This is a genomic window from Enterococcus canis NBRC 100695, assembly GCF_001544375.1.
Taxonomy (GTDB): Bacteria; Bacillota; Bacilli; order Lactobacillales; family Enterococcaceae; genus Enterococcus_H; species Enterococcus_H canis.
Genome location: NZ_BCQJ01000006.1, coordinates 157965 through 176739, shown reverse-complemented (window position 1 = coordinate 176739; position 18775 = coordinate 157965). Strand labels below are relative to the sequence as shown.

Annotated in this window: 15 protein-coding genes; 14 read left to right on the top strand and 1 reads right to left on the bottom strand. The window is 42.3% G+C overall.

The annotated features are described in order from the left end of the window. Positions 1 to 31: 31 nt before the first annotated feature. Positions 32 to 2221, bottom strand: a complete 2190-nt coding sequence (nrdD, locus tag ECA01S_RS10090; RefSeq protein WP_174519981.1) for an anaerobic ribonucleoside-triphosphate reductase — start codon at positions 2219 to 2221, stop codon at positions 32 to 34. A gap of 296 nt (positions 2222 to 2517) precedes the next feature. Here nrdD and ECA01S_RS10085 point away from each other — a divergent pair, with 296 nt between their 5' ends. The 14 genes from ECA01S_RS10085 to ECA01S_RS10020 all read left to right on the top strand — a co-directional run bounded on the left by ECA01S_RS10085 (position 2518) and on the right by ECA01S_RS10020 (position 18769). Then, on the top strand, positions 2518 to 3285 hold the full coding sequence (locus tag ECA01S_RS10085) for an ABC transporter ATP-binding protein (protein WP_067394847.1): 768 nt from the start codon (positions 2518 to 2520) through the stop codon (positions 3283 to 3285). Continuing rightward, complete coding sequence (locus ECA01S_RS10080; protein ID WP_067394844.1) at positions 3275 to 5314, top strand: FtsX-like permease family protein; 2040 nt, start codon at positions 3275 to 3277, stop codon at positions 5312 to 5314. The genes ECA01S_RS10085 and ECA01S_RS10080 overlap by 11 nt, the downstream gene beginning before the upstream one ends. 275 nt (positions 5315 to 5589) lie before the next feature. Continuing rightward, a complete protein-coding gene (licT, locus tag ECA01S_RS10075) occupies positions 5590 to 6438 on the top strand; it encodes a BglG family transcription antiterminator LicT (protein ID WP_067394841.1) in 849 nt (282 codons plus the stop codon). Positions 6439 to 6577: 139 nt separating this feature from the next. Then, positions 6578 to 8404, top strand: a complete 1827-nt coding sequence (locus ECA01S_RS10070; protein WP_067394838.1) for a beta-glucoside-specific PTS transporter subunit IIABC — start codon at positions 6578 to 6580, stop codon at positions 8402 to 8404. 75 nt (positions 8405 to 8479) lie between these two features. Continuing rightward, positions 8480 to 9922 carry a glycoside hydrolase family 1 protein gene (locus ECA01S_RS10065; RefSeq protein ID WP_067394835.1) on the top strand — a complete coding sequence of 481 codons (1443 nt, stop codon included), beginning with the start codon at positions 8480 to 8482 and terminating at the stop codon, positions 9920 to 9922. A 178-nt stretch (positions 9923 to 10100) separates the two neighbouring features. Continuing rightward, complete coding sequence (locus ECA01S_RS10060) at positions 10101 to 10247, top strand: teichoic acid D-Ala incorporation-associated protein DltX (protein WP_067394832.1); 147 nt, start codon at positions 10101 to 10103, stop codon at positions 10245 to 10247. Between the two features lie 13 nt (positions 10248 to 10260). After that, entirely contained in the window at positions 10261 to 11769 is a 1509-nt protein-coding gene (gene dltA / locus ECA01S_RS10055; RefSeq protein WP_067394829.1) for a D-alanine--poly(phosphoribitol) ligase subunit DltA, read from the top strand. Beyond that, a complete protein-coding gene (gene dltB, locus ECA01S_RS10050; protein WP_067394826.1) occupies positions 11769 to 12959 on the top strand; it encodes a D-alanyl-lipoteichoic acid biosynthesis protein DltB in 1191 nt (396 codons plus the stop codon). Before dltA ends, dltB begins: the two co-directional genes overlap by 1 nt. Before the next feature lie 20 nt (positions 12960 to 12979). Further along, positions 12980 to 13219, top strand: coding sequence for a D-alanine--poly(phosphoribitol) ligase subunit DltC (gene dltC, locus ECA01S_RS10045; RefSeq protein WP_067394823.1), 240 nt, complete (start codon positions 12980 to 12982; stop codon positions 13217 to 13219). After that, positions 13216 to 14481: a D-alanyl-lipoteichoic acid biosynthesis protein DltD gene (gene dltD, locus ECA01S_RS10040; RefSeq protein WP_067394820.1), complete on the top strand. Its 1266-nt coding sequence runs from the start codon at positions 13216 to 13218 to the stop codon at positions 14479 to 14481. The genes dltC and dltD overlap by 4 nt, the downstream gene beginning before the upstream one ends. 104 nt (positions 14482 to 14585) lie before the next feature. Next, positions 14586 to 15398, top strand: a complete 813-nt coding sequence (locus tag ECA01S_RS10035) for a helix-turn-helix domain-containing protein (protein ID WP_067394818.1) — start codon at positions 14586 to 14588, stop codon at positions 15396 to 15398. A 124-nt stretch (positions 15399 to 15522) separates the two neighbouring features. After that, positions 15523 to 16872, top strand: a complete 1350-nt coding sequence (locus ECA01S_RS10030; protein ID WP_067394815.1) for a carbohydrate ABC transporter substrate-binding protein — start codon at positions 15523 to 15525, stop codon at positions 16870 to 16872. Positions 16873 to 16999: 127 nt separating this feature from the next. Then, positions 17000 to 17890 carry a carbohydrate ABC transporter permease gene (locus tag ECA01S_RS10025; protein ID WP_067394807.1) on the top strand — a complete coding sequence of 297 codons (891 nt, stop codon included), beginning with the start codon at positions 17000 to 17002 and terminating at the stop codon, positions 17888 to 17890. A 12-nt stretch (positions 17891 to 17902) separates the two neighbouring features. Further along, positions 17903 to 18769 (top strand): carbohydrate ABC transporter permease, encoded by an 867-nt coding sequence (locus ECA01S_RS10020; protein WP_067394804.1) that lies wholly within the window; start codon positions 17903 to 17905, stop codon positions 18767 to 18769. Positions 18770 to 18775 lie beyond the last annotated feature (6 nt).

The following is an 18775-nucleotide window of genomic DNA, read 5'->3' as shown; positions in this document are numbered from 1 at the left end:
CACTAGCAGCCGGATGCGGATCAAAACTGGTTTATTTCATATGTTTAACGCGGGAAGAGATTTCTTTATGACGGCCGTGAACCATCGGACGAGCTTGCGGGTTACCTAGATAGCCACAGGTACGTTTCACCACGTCACAAGTACTTGGATCATGATTGCCACATTCAGGACATTCAAAGCCGCGTTCGGTTGGCGTGAAGTCACCTTCAAAGCCACATTCGTAGCAATGATCGATTGGTGTATTAGTACCTAGGTATCCAACACGGTCATAGGCATAATCCCAAACAGCTTCCAAGGCTTTAGGATTTTGTTGCAGCATTGGGTATTCACAGTAGTGGATAAAGCCGCCAGAACAATATTTAGGATAGTCTTTTTCAAAGTCTAGTTTTTCAAATGGCGTTGGATTTTTGCGAACGTCATAGTGGAAACTATTCGTGTAGTATTCCTTATCGGTAATATTTTCTACAGAACCGAATTTTTCAGTATCCAAGCGGCAGAAACGGTCAGTTAAACTTTCGCTTGGCGTAGAGTAAACGCTGAAATGGTAGCCATATTCGTTACCCCAGGCATCGGCATGGGCTTTTAATTCCTTCACGATACTTAAAGTGAATTCTTTAGCAGCAGGGTTATGTTCCCATTCACCGCCGAAAAAGGCAGAAGCAACTTCGTAAAGACCAATGTAGCCTAAGGAAACCGTAGCCCGTTTATTTTTAAATAATTCATTCACCGCATCTTTACGGCTCAAACGTTTACCGAAAGCGCCGTACATATATAAGATTGGTGCGTTAGCAGGAGTAGCTTCTTTACAACGCTCTACGCGGTAAACTAAAGCATCTTTCATAATCGTTAGGCGTTCAGCTAAGCCTTGCCAGAATTTGTCGATGTCGCCATTGGCTTCTAAGGCAATCCGTGGCAAGTTCAAGGTTACGACGCCTAAGTTCATCCGGCCTACATTGATTTCTTCGCCATTTTCATCCCACCAGCCTTGTAAGAAAGAGCGGCAGCCCATCGGCACTTTGAAGCTACCAGTCAGCTCTACGATTTTGTCGTAGCTTAAGATATCAGGATACATGCGTTTGGTGGCACATTCCAAAGCTAACTCTTTTACATCATAGTTAGGATCGCCAGCTTCTAAGTTCAAGCCGCGTTTTAGGGTGAAAATCAGTTTCGGGAAGATGGCGGTGCGATGTTCGCTGCCTAAGCCATTGATGCGAATTTGCAAGATGGCTTTTTGAATTTCCCGTTCAAACCAGCTAGTTCCGAGACCAAAACCTAAGGAAGTAAATGGTGTTTGTCCGTTGGAAGTAAATAGGGTATTGATTTCATATTCCAAACTTTGCATCGCGTCGTAAATATCTTTTTGTGTTTTCGCTTTGGCGTAAGCCTCGCGTTTATCTGGTTCGCTGACCCATTCAGCCGCATCATTTAAGTGTTTTTGGTAATTTTTTTCGGCAAAAGGTGCTAATAATTCATCCACGCGGTCAGCGGAACAACCACCATATTGGCTAGAGGCCACATTGGCGATGATTTGTGAGATTTGGGCAGTAGCTGTTTGAATTGATTTAGGCGATTCTACTTCAGCATTGCCAATCTTGAAACCGTCATTCAGCATCCCTTTAAAGTCGATTAGACAGCAGTTAGTCATAGGCGTATACGGATGGTAGTCCAAGTCATGGTAATGGATATCACCTTTTTGATGAGCGTTGGCTACATGTGGCGGCAACATTTTCAAGCCAATCGATTTCCCGACGATACCAGCCGTAAGATCTCGTTGGGTATTGAAAACATTACTATCTTTATTAGCATTTTCATTCACAACCGTTTGGTCTTTATTGATTAATTTGCCAATCGTAAAGTTGATATCAGTGGACTTACTACGCTCAAAATCGCGACGTGTGCGGTAGTTGATGTACTCTTCAGCTAGTTCATACTGGTTGCTTTCCAGTAGTGTATGTTCCACGATATTTTGGATTTCGTAAATTTTCACATTTTGCGTAAAACGTTCGGCTAATTCTTGGTCAACCCGTTCCACGATCTCTTGAATTCGTTCATGTGTCAAAGGGTCTACTTGCCCATGGATCTTCTGTTCAGCTTTTAACAAGGCTTCATAAATTTTTTGATCATCGAAATCTACCAAACGGCCATCCCGTTTCATGACCTTCATTTGGGTAAGTCGCGGGTTCAACGCAATGATCTCCGCGCCATCGTGATTATGTTTCATTTCCATCATGGTCAACACTTCCTTCTTATTTCCTCGTTACTTATGATAATAGAATTTAGCGTAAACCGCAACCCATATATAGGGGCTATTTTTCTAAAAAACGCAATATATAACTATATATTGTGTGTGTAAAAACAGGGGATAAGAGGGGAAACCCAAGGTATCATGCTATTTATTCCTGTGGATAACTTTGTGCGTAAAACAAAAATGGTGTCTGACAAAACCGTTAGTTCTTATTGAGGGGAAACTCGTGTACTATAGAAGGGAAGTTGATACAATGAAAAGGGGTGAAGAAAATGAAACCAATCATTGAAGTAAAACATCTGACCAAAGTATACGGACAACGGCAAAACCGGCGGACGATTTTAGATAATATTAGTTTTTCAGTGGATAAGGGCGAATTTGTCGGCATCATGGGTCCTAGTGGTGCCGGGAAAAGTACGCTGTTACAGTCCATCTCCACCATCACGTTGCCTACTTCCGGTATTGTTTATATCGACGGCCAAGATATCACCCGTATGAAGGATCGCCAGCTTAGTGATTTTCGGAGAGAGAAGCTAGGCTTTATCTTCCAAGATTTCAATTTATTGAATACTCTTAATGTAGAAGATAATATTCTGCTGCCGCTAGCAGTTGATAAAGTACCTTATGAAGAAATTCAGCAGCGGCTAGCACATGTTACTGAATTGCTAGGCTTAACGGCGCTATTAAAAAGCTATCCCGAGACAATTTCAACCGGACAGAGGCAGCGCGTGGCGGCGGCCCGTGCGTTAGTGATGAAGCCCCAGCTGATTTTCGCGGATGAACCCACCGGCTCGCTGGATTCCAAATCGGCAACCGAGCTACTGCGCTATTTGACCGAAATCAATCTTGAAGATGATGCCACCATTTTGATGGTGACCCATGATCCCTTCACTGCCAGCTACTGCAATCGGATTTTGTTCATTAAAGATGGCGCTATTTTTTCAGAGCTGGTACGTCACGGCAATCGTAAGGACTTTTTCAATAAGGTGATTGATATGCAGGCAGCCATCGGTGGAGGAGGTCGCGGTAATGCTCTTTAGACTGGCGCTGAAAAATCTGCGGAAACAGTTTCGTGATTACCTCGTTTATTTTGCTAGCTTGATCTTTGCAGTGGTGATCTATTACAGCTTTAGCGCCTTGACTTATAACCAACCCTTGGTGCATCGTGCCAATCAAAATGTACGTATTGAAGGGGCCTTGAATCTGGGTAGTGTTTTGATTATCTTGATTATTTTGGTCTTTCTGTGGTCGGCCAATCGTTTCTATACGAATAAACGCATTAATGAAATTTGGATCTACCGATTATTCGGCATGCGAAAATACCGCATTGCCTTGCTATTTTTACGAGAGTCACTGGTGATTGGCGTCTTTGCGCTAGCGATTGGCTTATTTTTAGGCGTATTGCTATCCAAGTTATTTGCCATGATTTTGATTAAAGCGATGTTTTTGCAGATCGACAGCCTCTTTTTTATCTCTTGGCCTTCGATGCGCCAAACAATCATCGTCTTTTTGATTTTATTAGTGATTGTCTCCCTGCGTGGCGTAATGACTATTTACCGTTTTGATTTAGATGATTTGTCCCGGACTAAAAAGGGGAAGGAACGCCAAACACCCTTCTGGCTAGAGCTGTTTTTTGGTGTTGCTGGCCCACTATTGATTTTGTGTGGCTATTTGATAGCTCACTATTTTGTGGAAATCGTCTTGCAATTATCCGATCGTGTCAGTGAAAACTTTTCCTTACTCACACCATTATTTATTTTATTGCTGTGTGTAGTCGGCACCTATTTGTTTTTCCATCATACGGTTTTTCTATTGATGCGTTTAGTGAAGGAAGGACGTTACTACCAGCATTTGCGGCCTTTGATGATTGGCAACTTGCGGGATTATTTCACCCGTAATCGCAGTACCTTGACCTTTGTCACGATTTTTATTGGTGTCGCTTTGGCGATGATTGGGGGGACGGCGTCATTATATACCTTGGGCATCAAAGCAGTAGGTGAAGCGAATCCCACCGACTATCTAGTAGGAAAAGAGGCTTACCCAGAGCTGAAGGCGGTATTAGAAGAACAAAAAATTCCCGTTACCAGTGAGGTCAGCGTGACCTATAAGTTAACTGGAGCCTTGTTGGAGCAACATTGGTCTAATGTTGAGTCTGACCGTTTTGCCAGTACAGTCAATTTATTGAAGCTTTCAGACTATGAAAAATTAAAGGCAGTCGTTCCTAACCTCCAAACCTTGTCATTAGCCGATGATACGGGAGCCTTGTTCACTTATTGGCAAGGTGCTATGGGTGGGAAACTACATTTTGACCGCCAGTTAGTATTAGCTGGTAATAAAAAAATGAAATTAGCTGCTATTAAAAGTGATAGTCTGGGGGATGACACGGTGAAGTATCTTTCCGATACCTTAGTCGTCACCGATGCTACTTATCAGGCTTTGCAGGGACATGAGTATGAGTTGCATTATCTCAATGCAACCATTAAAGATGAAAACACTACTTGGAACCTGCTTAATAAAAAAATCAAAGCTGATTGGGTCGGTGAATTGTTTATGAATTACCAAATCAGCGGTGACAAGTTAGTGGGGTACCTAGACGATCAGTCTCATCAAGTGGGTGTGGAATCTGCCCAAGAAACGACTGTTAGTCGCCTGGACTTTACTGCGCGTTACCCAGCATTGCGCTATGCTCGAGGCCAATATGGCCTGCTGATTTTTGTGGCGATGTTTTTAGGCGTCATGTCATTGATTGCGACAGGAAGTATCTTACTAATGCGGCAATATAATGATCAAAATGAGACCAAGGAACGGTATGCCTTACTGAAAAAAATCGGCATTCCAAGTCAGGATATTTTACGCGTCATCTATTGGCAAACAGGCTATATTTTCTTTCCGCCTATGTTGATTGGAATTTGTCATGCCGGGTTTGCATTAGAAGTGTATAGTGCAGTCATCAGCAGTTCAGGCTACTGGTTAGTAGGATTGGCCTGCGGGTTCTTGGTTTTGATTTATCTCTTGTTCTATCTCATTACCGTCCGCAGCTATTTGAACTTTTTACGAACTTCAAAATAATTATAGGAAAACTCGCAGAGAGCTGGTGCTCTGCGAGTTTTTTTGTGCAGCCTTGGATATTCAATAACACTATTTCTTTGAAAATAAGGTAAAATTTATTAGAAGAAAGTGTTTACAATTACAAACTAATTAGTTATATTATAATTAGAATAAAAACAAGTTATCAGGATGGTAATTGCGATAAGCGAGCTAAACCTGTTTGTAAGTGAGGTGTAACGGTGGTTACGCTTTGTTTATGAACAGTTTTTTTATCAGCATTTTTATAGGAGGATATCATGATCATTCAAAAAGTGTTAAACAACAATGCTGTCTTAACAACGGATGAAGCAGGGGCAAATATTATCGTTTGTGGCCGCGGCATAGCGTTTAAAAAGCGGGCGGGGGATGAATTAGCCGACCACCCTGACAATCAGGTCTATACCCTAAAAGCCGGCAAGCTGGACGAACGTTTCCAACAAATATTGGCGGATATTCCTTTGGAGTCTTTACAATTAGCTGAAAAAATCATCCAGTATGGCAATGATCGTTTAAGCAAACGTTTGAGTGAGAGTCTAACGATTTCCTTGGCCGACCATTTATTCACTACGCTGGCTCGTCATGAAGAGGGCATCCAGCTAACCAATGTGATGCTGTGGGACATTCGCCGCTTTTATCCAGAAGAATTTGCGGTAGGCTTACGAGCTCTAGCTTTTATAAAAGAAGCAACAGGTTATGAGCTGCCAGAGGATGAGGCAGGGTTTATTGCGATTCATTTTGTGAATGCCGGGATGGACAATGATTTAAAGGACACAATTGAATCGACAAAATTGATGCAGGATATCACCAATATCGTCCGCTATCATTTTAATCTCGAATTTGATAAAGAGGACGCGCACTATAATCGTTTTATTACCCATCTAAAATTTTTCACCCAGCGGATTTTACAAGGAAATATTTATGAGGACGGGGCGGATGAATTAAGCCAGCTGATCCAACATAAATATCCCAGCGCTGCTGGTTGTGTCACACGGATCGAGGAATTGATCAATAAAAAATACGATTATCCCTTAAGCGATCAAGAGAAATCCTATTTAACGATCCACATTCAACGACTGGTCTATCAAACAAAACCAGTTGTCCAGTAACTTAAAAAAAGTAAACCCGCAAGCTGAACCAAAGAGGAGGGACGGAGTTGTCGGCGGCTTGTTTAGATAAATAAATTGGATGGTAACATTAAGTTGGCTAAACCTTCGATACAACTAATTGATGGAAGGTGAATTTATTATGGGAAAATATGAAGAACTAGCAGGTAAGGTAATTGAAAATGTTGGCGGCAAGGAGAATGTGGCGGATCTGACCCACTGTGTGACACGGCTACGCTTTATTTTGAAGGATGAGCAAAAAGCCAATGATGAGGCGATTCGACAAATGGATGGCGTAGTGACGTTAATGAAAAGTGGCGGTCAGTACCAAGTAGTAATCGGCAACCATGTACCAGATGTCTACGCAGAGGTCACCAATATGATTGGGGCTATTAGCAGTGATGACGCACCAAAGCAAAAACAAAGCTTTGGCAGTATGGTAGTTGATTTTATTTCCGCTATGATGGGACCAGTTCTAGCCGTGCTGATTGGTAGCGGCATGATCAAAGGAATTTTAGCACTCTTTGCTTTTAGTGGTCTGATTGATCCGGCGAGTGGTCTGTACACGTTATTAAATGGTACCGGGGATGCCATGTTTATGTTCTTCCCTGTGATGTTAGGTTACACTTCAGCCAAAAAATTGAAGATTGATCCATTTGTAGGGGCTGTTATTGGGGCCGTGTTGATGTACCCAGCTCTGCAAAATGTCGACTTGAATATTTTAGGCTACAACATTAATGTGGCATATGGTAGTACCGTAATGCCGGTGGTCTTCACAACAATTTTTGCCTCATTCATTTACAAACCGTTGATGAAAGTTATCCCTGATGTGGTAAAAACGTTTATGGTGCCAATGATTACCATCGCTATCAGTGCGCCATTAGGCTTTGTCTTGATTGGCCCGGTGATGAATGGTTTGTCTAGCCTACTAGTAGGTGGCGTGATGGCGATTTATTCCTTCAGTCCAATTTTAGCTGGTTTCTTAATGGGCAGCTTGTGGCAAGTAATTGTGGTATTTGGTCTACACATGGGCTTTGTGGCAGTAGGCATCGTTCAACTAGCCTCTGGCCAAGCAACGTCAATCTTTGCTTTAGCAACTGGCGCGGGCTATGCCCAAACGGCGGTAGTAATGGCTATCTGGATGAAAACTAAAAATCGGAAATTAAAGGATTTAGCGTTACCAGCGTGGATTTCGGGCTGGTTCGGTGTAACGGAACCGGCAATTTACGGTGTGACATTACCACGCATGAAATATTTCGTAGCCGCATGTATTTCCGCTGGTTTTGCCGGAGCCTTTATGGGTATGCAGGGTATGCTAGTGCATCAAATGGCTGGTTTAGGTATTTTTGGGATTCCTGGGTATTTCAATGAAGCAATGCCGATTTCCCAAGTTTTAATCAACTTTGGTATTTCTTTAGCAATTTCAATGATTCCTACTTTCTTATTCACGTACTTCACCTTTAAAGATGAAGTAGCAGTGGAAGATGTGGAAACAAAAATGGAACAAGCAGCCTTGAAAGATGTTGTGGCGTCCCCAATCAAAGGCAAAGTAATGCCTCTTTCTTCTATTAAAGATGAAGCTTTTGCCCTAGGTGCATTAGGCAAAGGAATTGTAATTGTACCAGAAGAAGGAAAAGTTCATGCGCCGGTCGATGGCACGGTAACGATGGTCTTCCCGACGGAACACGCGATTGGTGTCACTGCGGACAATGGCTTGCAAATCTTGATTCACGTGGGCATGGATACGGTACAGTTGGAGGGTGAGGGCTTTAAAGCGCGGGTAGCCCAAGGCCAAAAAGTCAAAAAAGGTGAATTGATGTTAGATTTCGATATCGACTTTATTACCAGTAAAGGCTACTCCGTGGAAACACCGGTGGTCATCACCAACAGTCAAGATATTTTAGATGTGATTGAAACAGACAACCGAGAAGTCGGCGTAACGGACGATTTATTGACTGCATTATTCTAACCTTACAGACGCCCTACTAGTGAGCTGCAAGGTTAGGGCGTCTGTTACTTTTAAATGAGAGAGGACGACATGTATATGACATTTTCAAAAAACTTTTTATGGGGTGGCGCAACCGCTGCTAATCAATGTGAAGGGGCTTGGAACATTGACGGCAAAGGCGCTAGTATCCCGGATCATAATTTAGGCGGCAGCTTGCACAAAAAACGTGAATTTACCAAAGTAATCGATGAAAGCAAGTATTATCCAAGTCATAGCGGCATCGATTTTTACCATCATTATAAAGAAGATATCGCCTTGTTTGCGGAAATGGGCTTCAAGGTGTTCCGCTTAAGTATCGCTTGGTCACGGATTTTCCCTAATGGCGATGACGCAACCCCTAATGAAGCCGGTTTGGCTTTTTATGATCGAGTCTTTGATGAGTGTGCTAAATATGGCATCGAACCTTTAGTTACCATTAGCCATTTTGAATTGCCTTATCATCTAGGTGAAAAATACAATGGCTTTGCTGATCGCCGAACGATTGATTTTTATGTTAATTTTGCTACGACGCTCTTCAAACGCTACCAGTACAAAGTAAAATACTGGTTGACCTTTAATGAAATCAACTTTGGCACCTTAGCTTTTGGGGCGCGGGCGCTTCTGGGAATCTTGGAAGAAAACCCTAGTGAGCAAACGCGTTATCAGGCCCTGCATAATATGTTCGTAGCGAGTGCGCGAGCAGTTCAAATTGGGCATGAAATTAACCCAGATTTCAACATTGGGTGTATGTTGGCTTATATTACCATGTACCCGCTGACTTGTTCACCAGAGGATGTTTTGACTTGCCGACAGATGAATCAGAAATTAAATTGGTTCTGTGGCGACGTCCAAGTCAAAGGTAGCTATCCTTATTACATGCAAGAGTACTTCAAGGAAAAAGGCATTCAGTTGGCGATTTCAGATGAAGACGAGGCTGACTTAAAAGCGGGGACAGTTGACTTTTACAGCTTCTCTTACTACATGACCACCTGTATTGCGGCACAACCGGAAAATGGCGATAAAACCGGCGGGAATCTATTCGGCGGCAATAAAAATCCGCATTTAGAAACCAGTGAATGGGGCTGGCAAATTGATCCGGTAGGCTTACGCTATACCTTAAACGAGCTGTATGATCGTTACCAAGTACCGTTGATGGTAGTGGAAAATGGGTTAGGTGCGGTCGATGTGGTGGAGGCAGATGGGTCCATTCATGATGAATACCGCATTGACTATTTGCGGAAACATATCATGGAGATGGATAAAGCCTTAAAAGACGGCGTTGATTTGATTGGCTATACTTCTTGGGGCTGCATTGACCTAGTGTCAGGTGGCACGGGGGAAATGGCGAAACGTTATGGCTTTATTTATGTCGACAAGGATGATGAAGGCCAAGGGACGTTAGCCCGGAGCAAAAAAGATAGTTTTGACTGGTACAAGCAAGTGATTGCCTCTAATGGCACCGAGTTAGCTAGTAAAGAAGTAGTCGGAACCTTGAACTAAATAGAAACTCAGTTGGCTACTTTGTGCAAGTGTGCGGTGCAAAGTAGCCAACTGTTTTTGTTTTATCATAACGTGTGTGACAAAATTGTTAGTGGGGAAGCGCTCTTTTGTAAGTCAAATCAATAGGGAATTTGTTACAAAGAGATTACAATGAAATACGTAAAGGAGGTAGAGTGACATGTCTTGGTTGAAAAAACCGCAAGTCCACTACTGGCTAGTATTCATTGGAAAAACGATTTTTTATTTTGCCATCATTTTGATGTTGATCTATCTCTACCATTATAAGAATGTCAATGGCGGAACGTTTATCTACAATGAATTTTAAGGAGGGCCACGTTATGAAAATCGATAATGTATATGAAGCGATCGACCAATGGGGAATTTCAGAACCTGATCGCATTTGTTTTTGGGAAACCGAGCGCCAGTTCACGTATGGCGAATTAAAACAAGCCTCAGACAGTTTGGCGGCTTATCTAGAGCAACACTATGCGGACCATCGTCCCATCGTCATTTATGGCGATTTGGAAATTGAAATGTTGGCAGCCTTCTTAGGATCCGTTAAGGCGGGCCATGCTTATATTCCGATTGAAGCAAATACACCACAAGAACGAATCGAAATGATTCTAGAAGTGGCGCAACCGGCAGCCATCATTGCGATTGAACCATGGCCTGCGATTGCAACCACCGCCGATTTAATTGAAAACACAGCCGAAATTTTTGCGGCTGGCACGACACCAAGTCTTACAGCACCAGTTTTGGCGGATGATACCTTTTATATCATCTTTACCTCTGGGACAACCGGGGTACCAAAAGGCGTTCAAATCAGTCACAACAACCTTTTGAGTTTCCTTAACTGGGAATTGAATGATTTTGGTTTGACAGCAGGCTTACGTTTCTTAAGTCAAGCCCCTTACTCTTTTGATCTTTCAGTAATGGATACCTATCCAGCGCTGACTTCGGGTGGTTCGTTAACGCCGCTACCGAAAAAGATCATCAATGATTTCAAGCAATTATTTGCGACACTCCCACAAATGGATGTGGAGGTCTGGGTTTCAACACCTTCCTTCATGGATATCTGTTTGATGGAACCAACCTTTGACGAAGTACATGCCAAGAACTTACGCTACTTTTTATTCTGCGGGGAAGAAATGCCCAAAGCCACGGCCTTAAAATTGCAAGAACGTTTTCCTAGCGCCCATATTTTCAATACATACGGACCAACCGAGGCGACCGTAGCTGTCTCAGGAGTGGAATTGACGCCGGCGTTGTTAGCAACCTATGATCGGGTGCCGATTGGGTATCGTAAAGAAGACACACGCATCGTGATTTTAGATGAAAATGGCACGGCTTTACCAGATGGCGAAGTAGGTGAGATCATTATCGCCGGACCTAGTGTTTCCAAAGGATACATGCATAATCCTGAAAAAACGGCGGCCGCCTTCTTTACCTATGAAGGACAAGCTGCTTACCGCACGGGAGATGCTGGTCGCTTGGAGAAAGGGCTGTTGTTATATGACGGACGGCTAGATTTTCAAGTGAAACTGCATGGCTACCGGATTGAGCTAGAAGATATCGATCACCATCTAAATGAAGTGACGTATGTACGTCAGGCAATGGTCGTACCGAAATACCAAAATCATAAAGTCCAACAATTGGTGGCCTATGTCGTAGCAGCGGACAATCCATTTGAAAAGGACTTTGCCTTAACAAAAGCGATCAAAGAGGAACTAGGCAAAACCGTGATGGACTACATGATTCCTCAACGCTTTGTCTATGTTGAGCGCTTGCCGCTGACCGCCAACGGGAAAATCGACCGTAAAGGCTTGATCAATGAGGTGAACAGCTGATGCATATGATTCCCTACGCTTCACCTTTTTACTTTATTGTCCTGGGGATTGCACTGTTACCTATGATTGTGACCCTCTTGCATGGGAAACGCTGGGCTTGGTACCAAGTGCTGATTACTTTATTTTTCTTGTATATCAGTTTTGGCGGCGAAAGTTGGCGTCAAGGGTTAGCTTTGATTGTCTATGTCATTTGGCAAACGGTCTTGGTCTGGGGCTATTTTCATTATCGCCAGAAGCAAAATAATAAATGGGTTTTCTACCTAGCTGTTTTACTAGCAATTATTCCGCTAGCGCTAGTGAAAATCGTACCGTTTGTTGAACCTGGTACTAGCTCCTTCTTCGGTTTCTTGGGCATCTCGTACTTGACCTTTAAGTCCGTGCAGATGATTATGGAAATGCGGGATGGCAGTATTAAAACGTACTCCATTTGGCGCTACATCCAATTTCTTTTGTTCTTCCCGACGATTTCTTCCGGTCCTATTGACCGCTATCGTCGCTTTGAAAAAGATGTGGAAAATCCGCCAGCACCGGAACAATATCTAAGCTTTTTACAAAAGGGCTTAAATAATATCTTTTTAGGGTTCTTGTATAAGTTTATTATCGGTTACTACTTCGGTCAGGTAATGCTGCCAATCGTGGCTAAGATGGCGCTGCATCAGAACTTTTTCTCCTTGCCGATGTTAGGTTATATGTATGTTTACAGTATGTATTTGTTCTTTGATTTCGCCGGTTATAGCTTGTTTGCAGTAGGTACTAGTTACTTGATGGGCTATGATACGCCAATCAACTTTAATAAGCCATTTCTTTCTTGGAATATCAAAGAATTCTGGAATCGTTGGCACATGACCTTGTCCTTCTGGTTCCGGGATTACATTTACATGCGCTTGATGTTTGCCATGATGAAAAATAAAGTGTTTAAAAGCCGAATCGTCATGTCCAATGTAGGCTACTTTGCCTTATTTATGATCATGGGCGTTTGGCACGGCTTAACGTGGTACTACTTATTATATGGTTTTTATCACGCCGCTTTGATTTGTTTGACGGATGCTTGGATTCGTTTCAAAAAGAAACATAAAAACTTGCCAAGCAATCGTTTGACTCATGCGTTATCGGTCTTCTTGACCTTCCACGCAGTATGTTTTAGCTTCCTGATTTTCTCAGGATTTATTGATACTTGGTTGCAACGTTAATTACGAAAGGATGAAGAATCATGAACGTAGAAGAAACAATTTTTAGTATTTTAGAAGATATCACCGGTACCGACGAAGTACGCAGCAATCCAGATGTTGCTTTATTTGATGAAGGTTTGATGGACTCGTTAGCAACGGTCCAATTGTTAGTGGAAATTGAAAGCCGTCTAGGTGTTCAAGTGCCAGTTTCAGAATTTGAACGAGATGAATGGAGCACACCAAATAAAATCATCGCTAAAGTAAAGGAAATCGCAGCATGACACGGCGTCAACAGCTTTGGGCGATCTTTGGTCCGCTAGTTGCCAGTGTGCTCCTGTTAGCCATCTTTTTCTTTGCTCCCATCAAGTTGAATTTAGATGGGGATAAGGTCTTGGCGGATGCCTCGACCTCCATGGCGGGAAATGTGTTGCGGGGCGATGCAGTCAAGAATAATGCCATCGCTGAGAAAAAATATGTGCCTTTCTTTGGTTCTTCGGAATTGAGCCGTATCAGTCCTTTTCACCCGTCTGTTTTAGCAGAGAAATATGACCGTTCTTATCGGCCTTTCTTACTAGGAGCACCTGGCACACAATCATTGTCGCAATTCTTTATGATGCAATCCATGGGGCAAGACTTACACCACAAAAAAGTGGTCTTTATCCTATCACCACAGTGGTTTGTACCAGAAGGGGTCAAAGAGGATTATTTCGATGCCTATTATTCCGAACTGCAGGTCCTTGATTGGCTGCAAGGTGTGCAAAAAATCCAGCCAAGCGACCGTTACTTAGCGGAACGGTTACAACGTTTCAAAAAGATTCAAGGCGATGACTTTTTGATGCGGGTTTTGAAAAAATTGGACCAAGGTGAGTTGCCCAATGAGATGGACCAACAGATCATGAAATTGAAACGCAACGCTCTTTCACGAGAAGATGAGTTGTTTAGCAAAATCGGACTATTGAGTAAGCAAGGGGAAATTGATAAAGCGGCGAAAGAATTGCCAGGGACTTATGATGTTAACGAGTTAGACGGACTAGCGACGCAAATTGGCGAAAAATCGACCTCAAATAATCCTTTCGAGATTGCTAATCCCTTTTATTCGACACGCTTAGCCAAAAATATCGATAAGATGAAAGACTCACAAGTCAATTGGGACTACCGTTTTTCACCGGAGTTCTCTGATTTCCAATTAGTTTTATCACAGCTGGCTAAAGCTGATGCTGACGCCCTGTTCATTATTCCGCCAGTCAACAAACACTGGTCAGATTACACCGGCCTTTCGCAAGAAATGCTGCGGGAATATGCGAAAAAGGTCAGATATCAATTGAATTCACAAGGTTTTCAACACGTTGCTGATTTTACCGACCAAGCTGAAACAAGCTATTTCATGGCGGATACGATTCATTTAGGCTGGCGTGGCTGGTTAGCAGCAGATCAAAAAATTGCGCCGTTCTTAACAACGCCGTTTGAAAAACCGCATTATCAAATAGATAAGAAATTTTTTGGCCCAGAGTGGGATAATCAAAAACCACAAGATCTTCGCTGATTTTTGAAAAATACTGGGTTGATTTAAAAAGAAGGGAGCAGGACTTCCTTCTTTTTTTGACGCTTGTGACGAGAACGTTTACAATCGCATTAAGGAGGATGATTATGGGGAAGGAAATTGATGAGTTATTACAGCAAGCAGAGCTGATCTATGTTCACCAGTCAAAGTTTACGGAGGAAGACTGGCATAGTACGCTCCATACACACTATTTTACCGAGGTGATGTATGTTTTAAGCGGCAAGGGCAGTTTCATTGTGGATGGGAAAGAACAAGCGATTAAGGCCCATGATATTGTGGTGGTAAATCCCTATGTGCGCCACACGGAGAAATCTTCAGGAGAATTTCCCTTGTGGTACATTGTGATTGGCGTCAGTAATATCCGCTTTATTAAGCAAAATAGGGAAGAGAGCCACTATATCTTTCGCGATGTTCTGGAGGAAATGGTGCCGCTATTGAAATTGATTATTGGGGAGATTAACGAAAAGGCCCAAGGTTATAGTGCTGTTCTGCAGCGTTTAGCTGAAGTGGTCCTCGTGAAAGTGTTACGGAGCAATGATTTTAGTTTAATTGAGATTGAAAATAAAAATATTTCTAAGGACAGTGCGATTATTAAAGATTTTATCGACCAACATTATAAAGAAAACTTGACCTTAGATATTTTGTCAAAACGACTACATTTAGATAAGTACTATATGATTCACATTTTTAAAGAAAATTTTGCCGAGACGCCAATGAATTATATGATTCAAAAACGCTTGGAGAATGCTCGTGAGCTGCTGATTAGTACCGATTATTCCATCGGTCAGATTGCTGAAATCGCTGGCTTTGCCTCCCAATCTTACTTTAATCAAGCCTTTAAAAAGGATATGGGCTGTTCTCCTAATCAGTACCGGAAACGGCAAAGTATCACTGGATGAGTTTTAGTATATTTTTATGTAAGCGAAATCAATAAATATTTCTAAAAAAACAACCAATATCTTAAAATTAAATCGCTTACAAAGAGGCTATAATAAAAGCATAAAGAAAAGGAGGAATTCCGACATGAAAAAAGCATTGGGGATTACATTAGCTTTAGGGTTATCGGGACTATTACTAGCAGGTTGTGGCGGCGGAGGCAGCAGCACAGACAGTAGTGGCGGTGGTAATGCAGACGGTGATAAAAAAGTATTGAAAGTGGCAGCATTGGAATCGGCTTATGGCGCAGACATGTGGTCGAAAATCAAAGAAGCTTATGAAGCTGACAATCCTGGCGTAGAAGTTGAATTGACTGTCGACAAGAAGTTAGAAGACGTGATCAGTCCAAATATGAAAGCCGGTAATTATCCAGATGTTATCTTGCTTGCGACTGGTCGTGAAGCTGGGTTGACTGAAACTTTCATCAAAGATAAAAACTTAGAAGATTTGACTGATGTCTTTGATATGACCGTACCTGGCGAAGACAAAACGGTTAAAGAAAAATTAGTACCAGGGTTTATCGATACTTTAGCAACTAACCCTTACAACGATGGCAAAACCTACATGGCACCAATGTTCTACTCACCAACTGGTTTATTCTATGATGCCAACTTGTTGAAATCAAAAGGTTGGGAAGTTCCTAAGACTTGGGATGAAATGTGGGCTTTAGGTGAAAAAGCTCAAAAAGAAGGTATCGCACTCTTCACTTATCCAACAGCGGGTTACTTAGACTCCTTCATGTACAGCTTGCTTTCTGTAACGGGTGGTCCTGAATTCTTTAACAACGCTATGACGTATCAAAAAGGTGCTTGGTCTTCTAAAGAAGCCACAGAAGCCTTTGATACAGTTGGTAAATTAGCGAAATTCACTGCACCAACTACAGTTGCTAATGCCAATGACAATGACTTTACGAAGAACCAACAATTGATCTTAGATGATAAAGCGATCTTCATGCCAAATGGTACTTGGGTACCGGGAGAAATGAAAGATGCACCTCGTGCGGATGGTTTCCAATGGGGTATGACAGCTTTACCTGCCTTTGAATCAGGCGGCGACAGCTACTCTTACACATTCTTTGAACAAATGTGGATGCCAACAGGCGCTGCTAACAAAGAAGAAGGTAAGAAATTCATCTCTTATATGTACTCTGATAAAGCGGCAGACATCTTCAAAGATGCTGGTGCAATCCAACCAATCCAAGGAATGTCAGACAAATTGGATGGCGACAACAAATTGTTCTACAGCATCTATGACAATGGTGCTAAAGCGGTAATGGGCGGTCTTGAAAATACTGTAACAGTTGAAGGCGTCAACATGCGCGATACGTTATTCAGCGCAGTAGACAGCGTTGTATCAGGCGACAAGACAGTCAAAGAATGGCAAGACAGCGTTGTGGAAGCGGCTGATAAAATCCGCGAAGCAGCAGACAATCAATAATCCATAAGCAGACAATAGAAAAGGCTGTGACAAAGCGATTTGTGACAGCCTTTCCTAATAATTAAGCGAAAGTTATAAATAGTAAAAGAACTGTTGTTTATAAATAATACTAAAAAAGGTGATTCTTATGAATGAAAAAAGACAAAAGAAGCTGTTCATCACCTTGTGTCTGCTACCGGCGACATTATTGGTGCTGATCTTCATGGTTTACCCAACCATCAATGTTTTCTTTATGTCCATGTTCAAATGGGGCGGCTATTCTGCTGAAAAAACGTTTGTAGGGCTGGATAACTTTAAAACATTGATCAAAGATATGGCATTTTTCCGCTCATTCCAAAATACGATTTTATTAATCGTGATTGTAACAGTCTTTACGTTGGCTCTGGCACTTATTTTCGCCTCGATTCTGACGCGTGAAAAATTCAAAGGCATGAATCTTTTCCGAATTATTTTCTATATTCCTAATATTTTATCTATCGTGGTTATTGCCGCCATTTTCTCGGCCATTTATGACCCAACTAGTGGGTTGTTGAACAACTTATTTGGGGCCTTACGTTTAGAGAATCTGCAACAGCTGTGGCTGGGAGATCAAAAAATCGTTATCTACTCCATTGGGGCGGCCTTGATTTGGCAAGCGATTGGCTACTATATGGTAATGTACATGGCGTCCATGGCTTCGATTCCTGAAAGCTTGTATGAAGCGTCAGCCTTGGAGGGTGCAGGTCCATTGCAACAATTCTTTACCATTACGTTGCCGTTGACTTGGAGCACGATCCGGACGACCTTGACCTTTTTCGTTATCAGTACCATCAACTTGAGTTTCCTATTAGTGAAAGCAATGACTAACGGGGGGCCAGATGGTTCAACAGAAGTATTCTTGAGTTATATGTATAAACAAGCGTACACGAACTCGTCATACGGCTATGGTATGGCGATTGGAGTGGTAGTCTTCACCTTCTCCTTCATCTTGTCCGCTGTCTTGAACAAAATCACGAAACGTGATGTATACGAATTTTAGGAGGGGCTCTAGATGGGAAAATCAACAAAACTATATAAAATCTTTGTCTATGTAGCCCTGATTACATTGGCGATTTCAATTGTTATACCAATCGCTTGGGTTTTTCTGGCATCGATCAAACAAAACTCAGAGTTTTACGGCGATCCATGGGCATTGCCACAGGGCTTTTACTTGCAAAACTTTGTGGAGGCTTTCCAAAAGGCCAACATGGGGCTTTATATGTGGAATTCTGTTAAAGTAACGGTTTTAGCTTTAGTCATTCTAATTGTAGTGGCGTTGCCGGCAGCATACGTGTTGGCTCGTTTCAAATTTAAAGGCCGTGGTCTTTTAAATACGTTGTTCATGATGGGGTTATTCATCAACTCCAACTACATCGTAGTGCCAATCTTCTTGATGTTATTGGACGGCGACAATGCATTGCGTAAAATGATCGGTCATGGCTTCTTTATTGATAATCTTTTTGTCTTAGCGGTCGTTTATGCGGCGACAGCACTGCCTTTCACAATCTATTTATTGTCCAACTACTTCCGGACATTGTCTTCTTCTTATGAAGAGGCCGCTTATATTGATGGTGCCGGGTTCTTTAAAACCTTATTGGTAGTCATGGCACCTCTAGCAAAACCAAGTATCATTACCGTGATTCTCTTCAATTTCTTGAGTTTCTGGAATGAATACATCATCGCGTTGACCTTGATCCCTGGACCAAATAAAACGCTGCCGGTAGGCTTGATCAACTTAATGGCGGGGCAAAAAGCCGCTGCCAACTATGGCCAGCTCTATGCCGGCTTGGTGATCGTTATGCTGCCGACCTTGATCTTGTATATCTTAGTACAAAAACAACTGACCCAAGGCATGACTGTCGGTGGGAATAAGGAATAGGAGAGA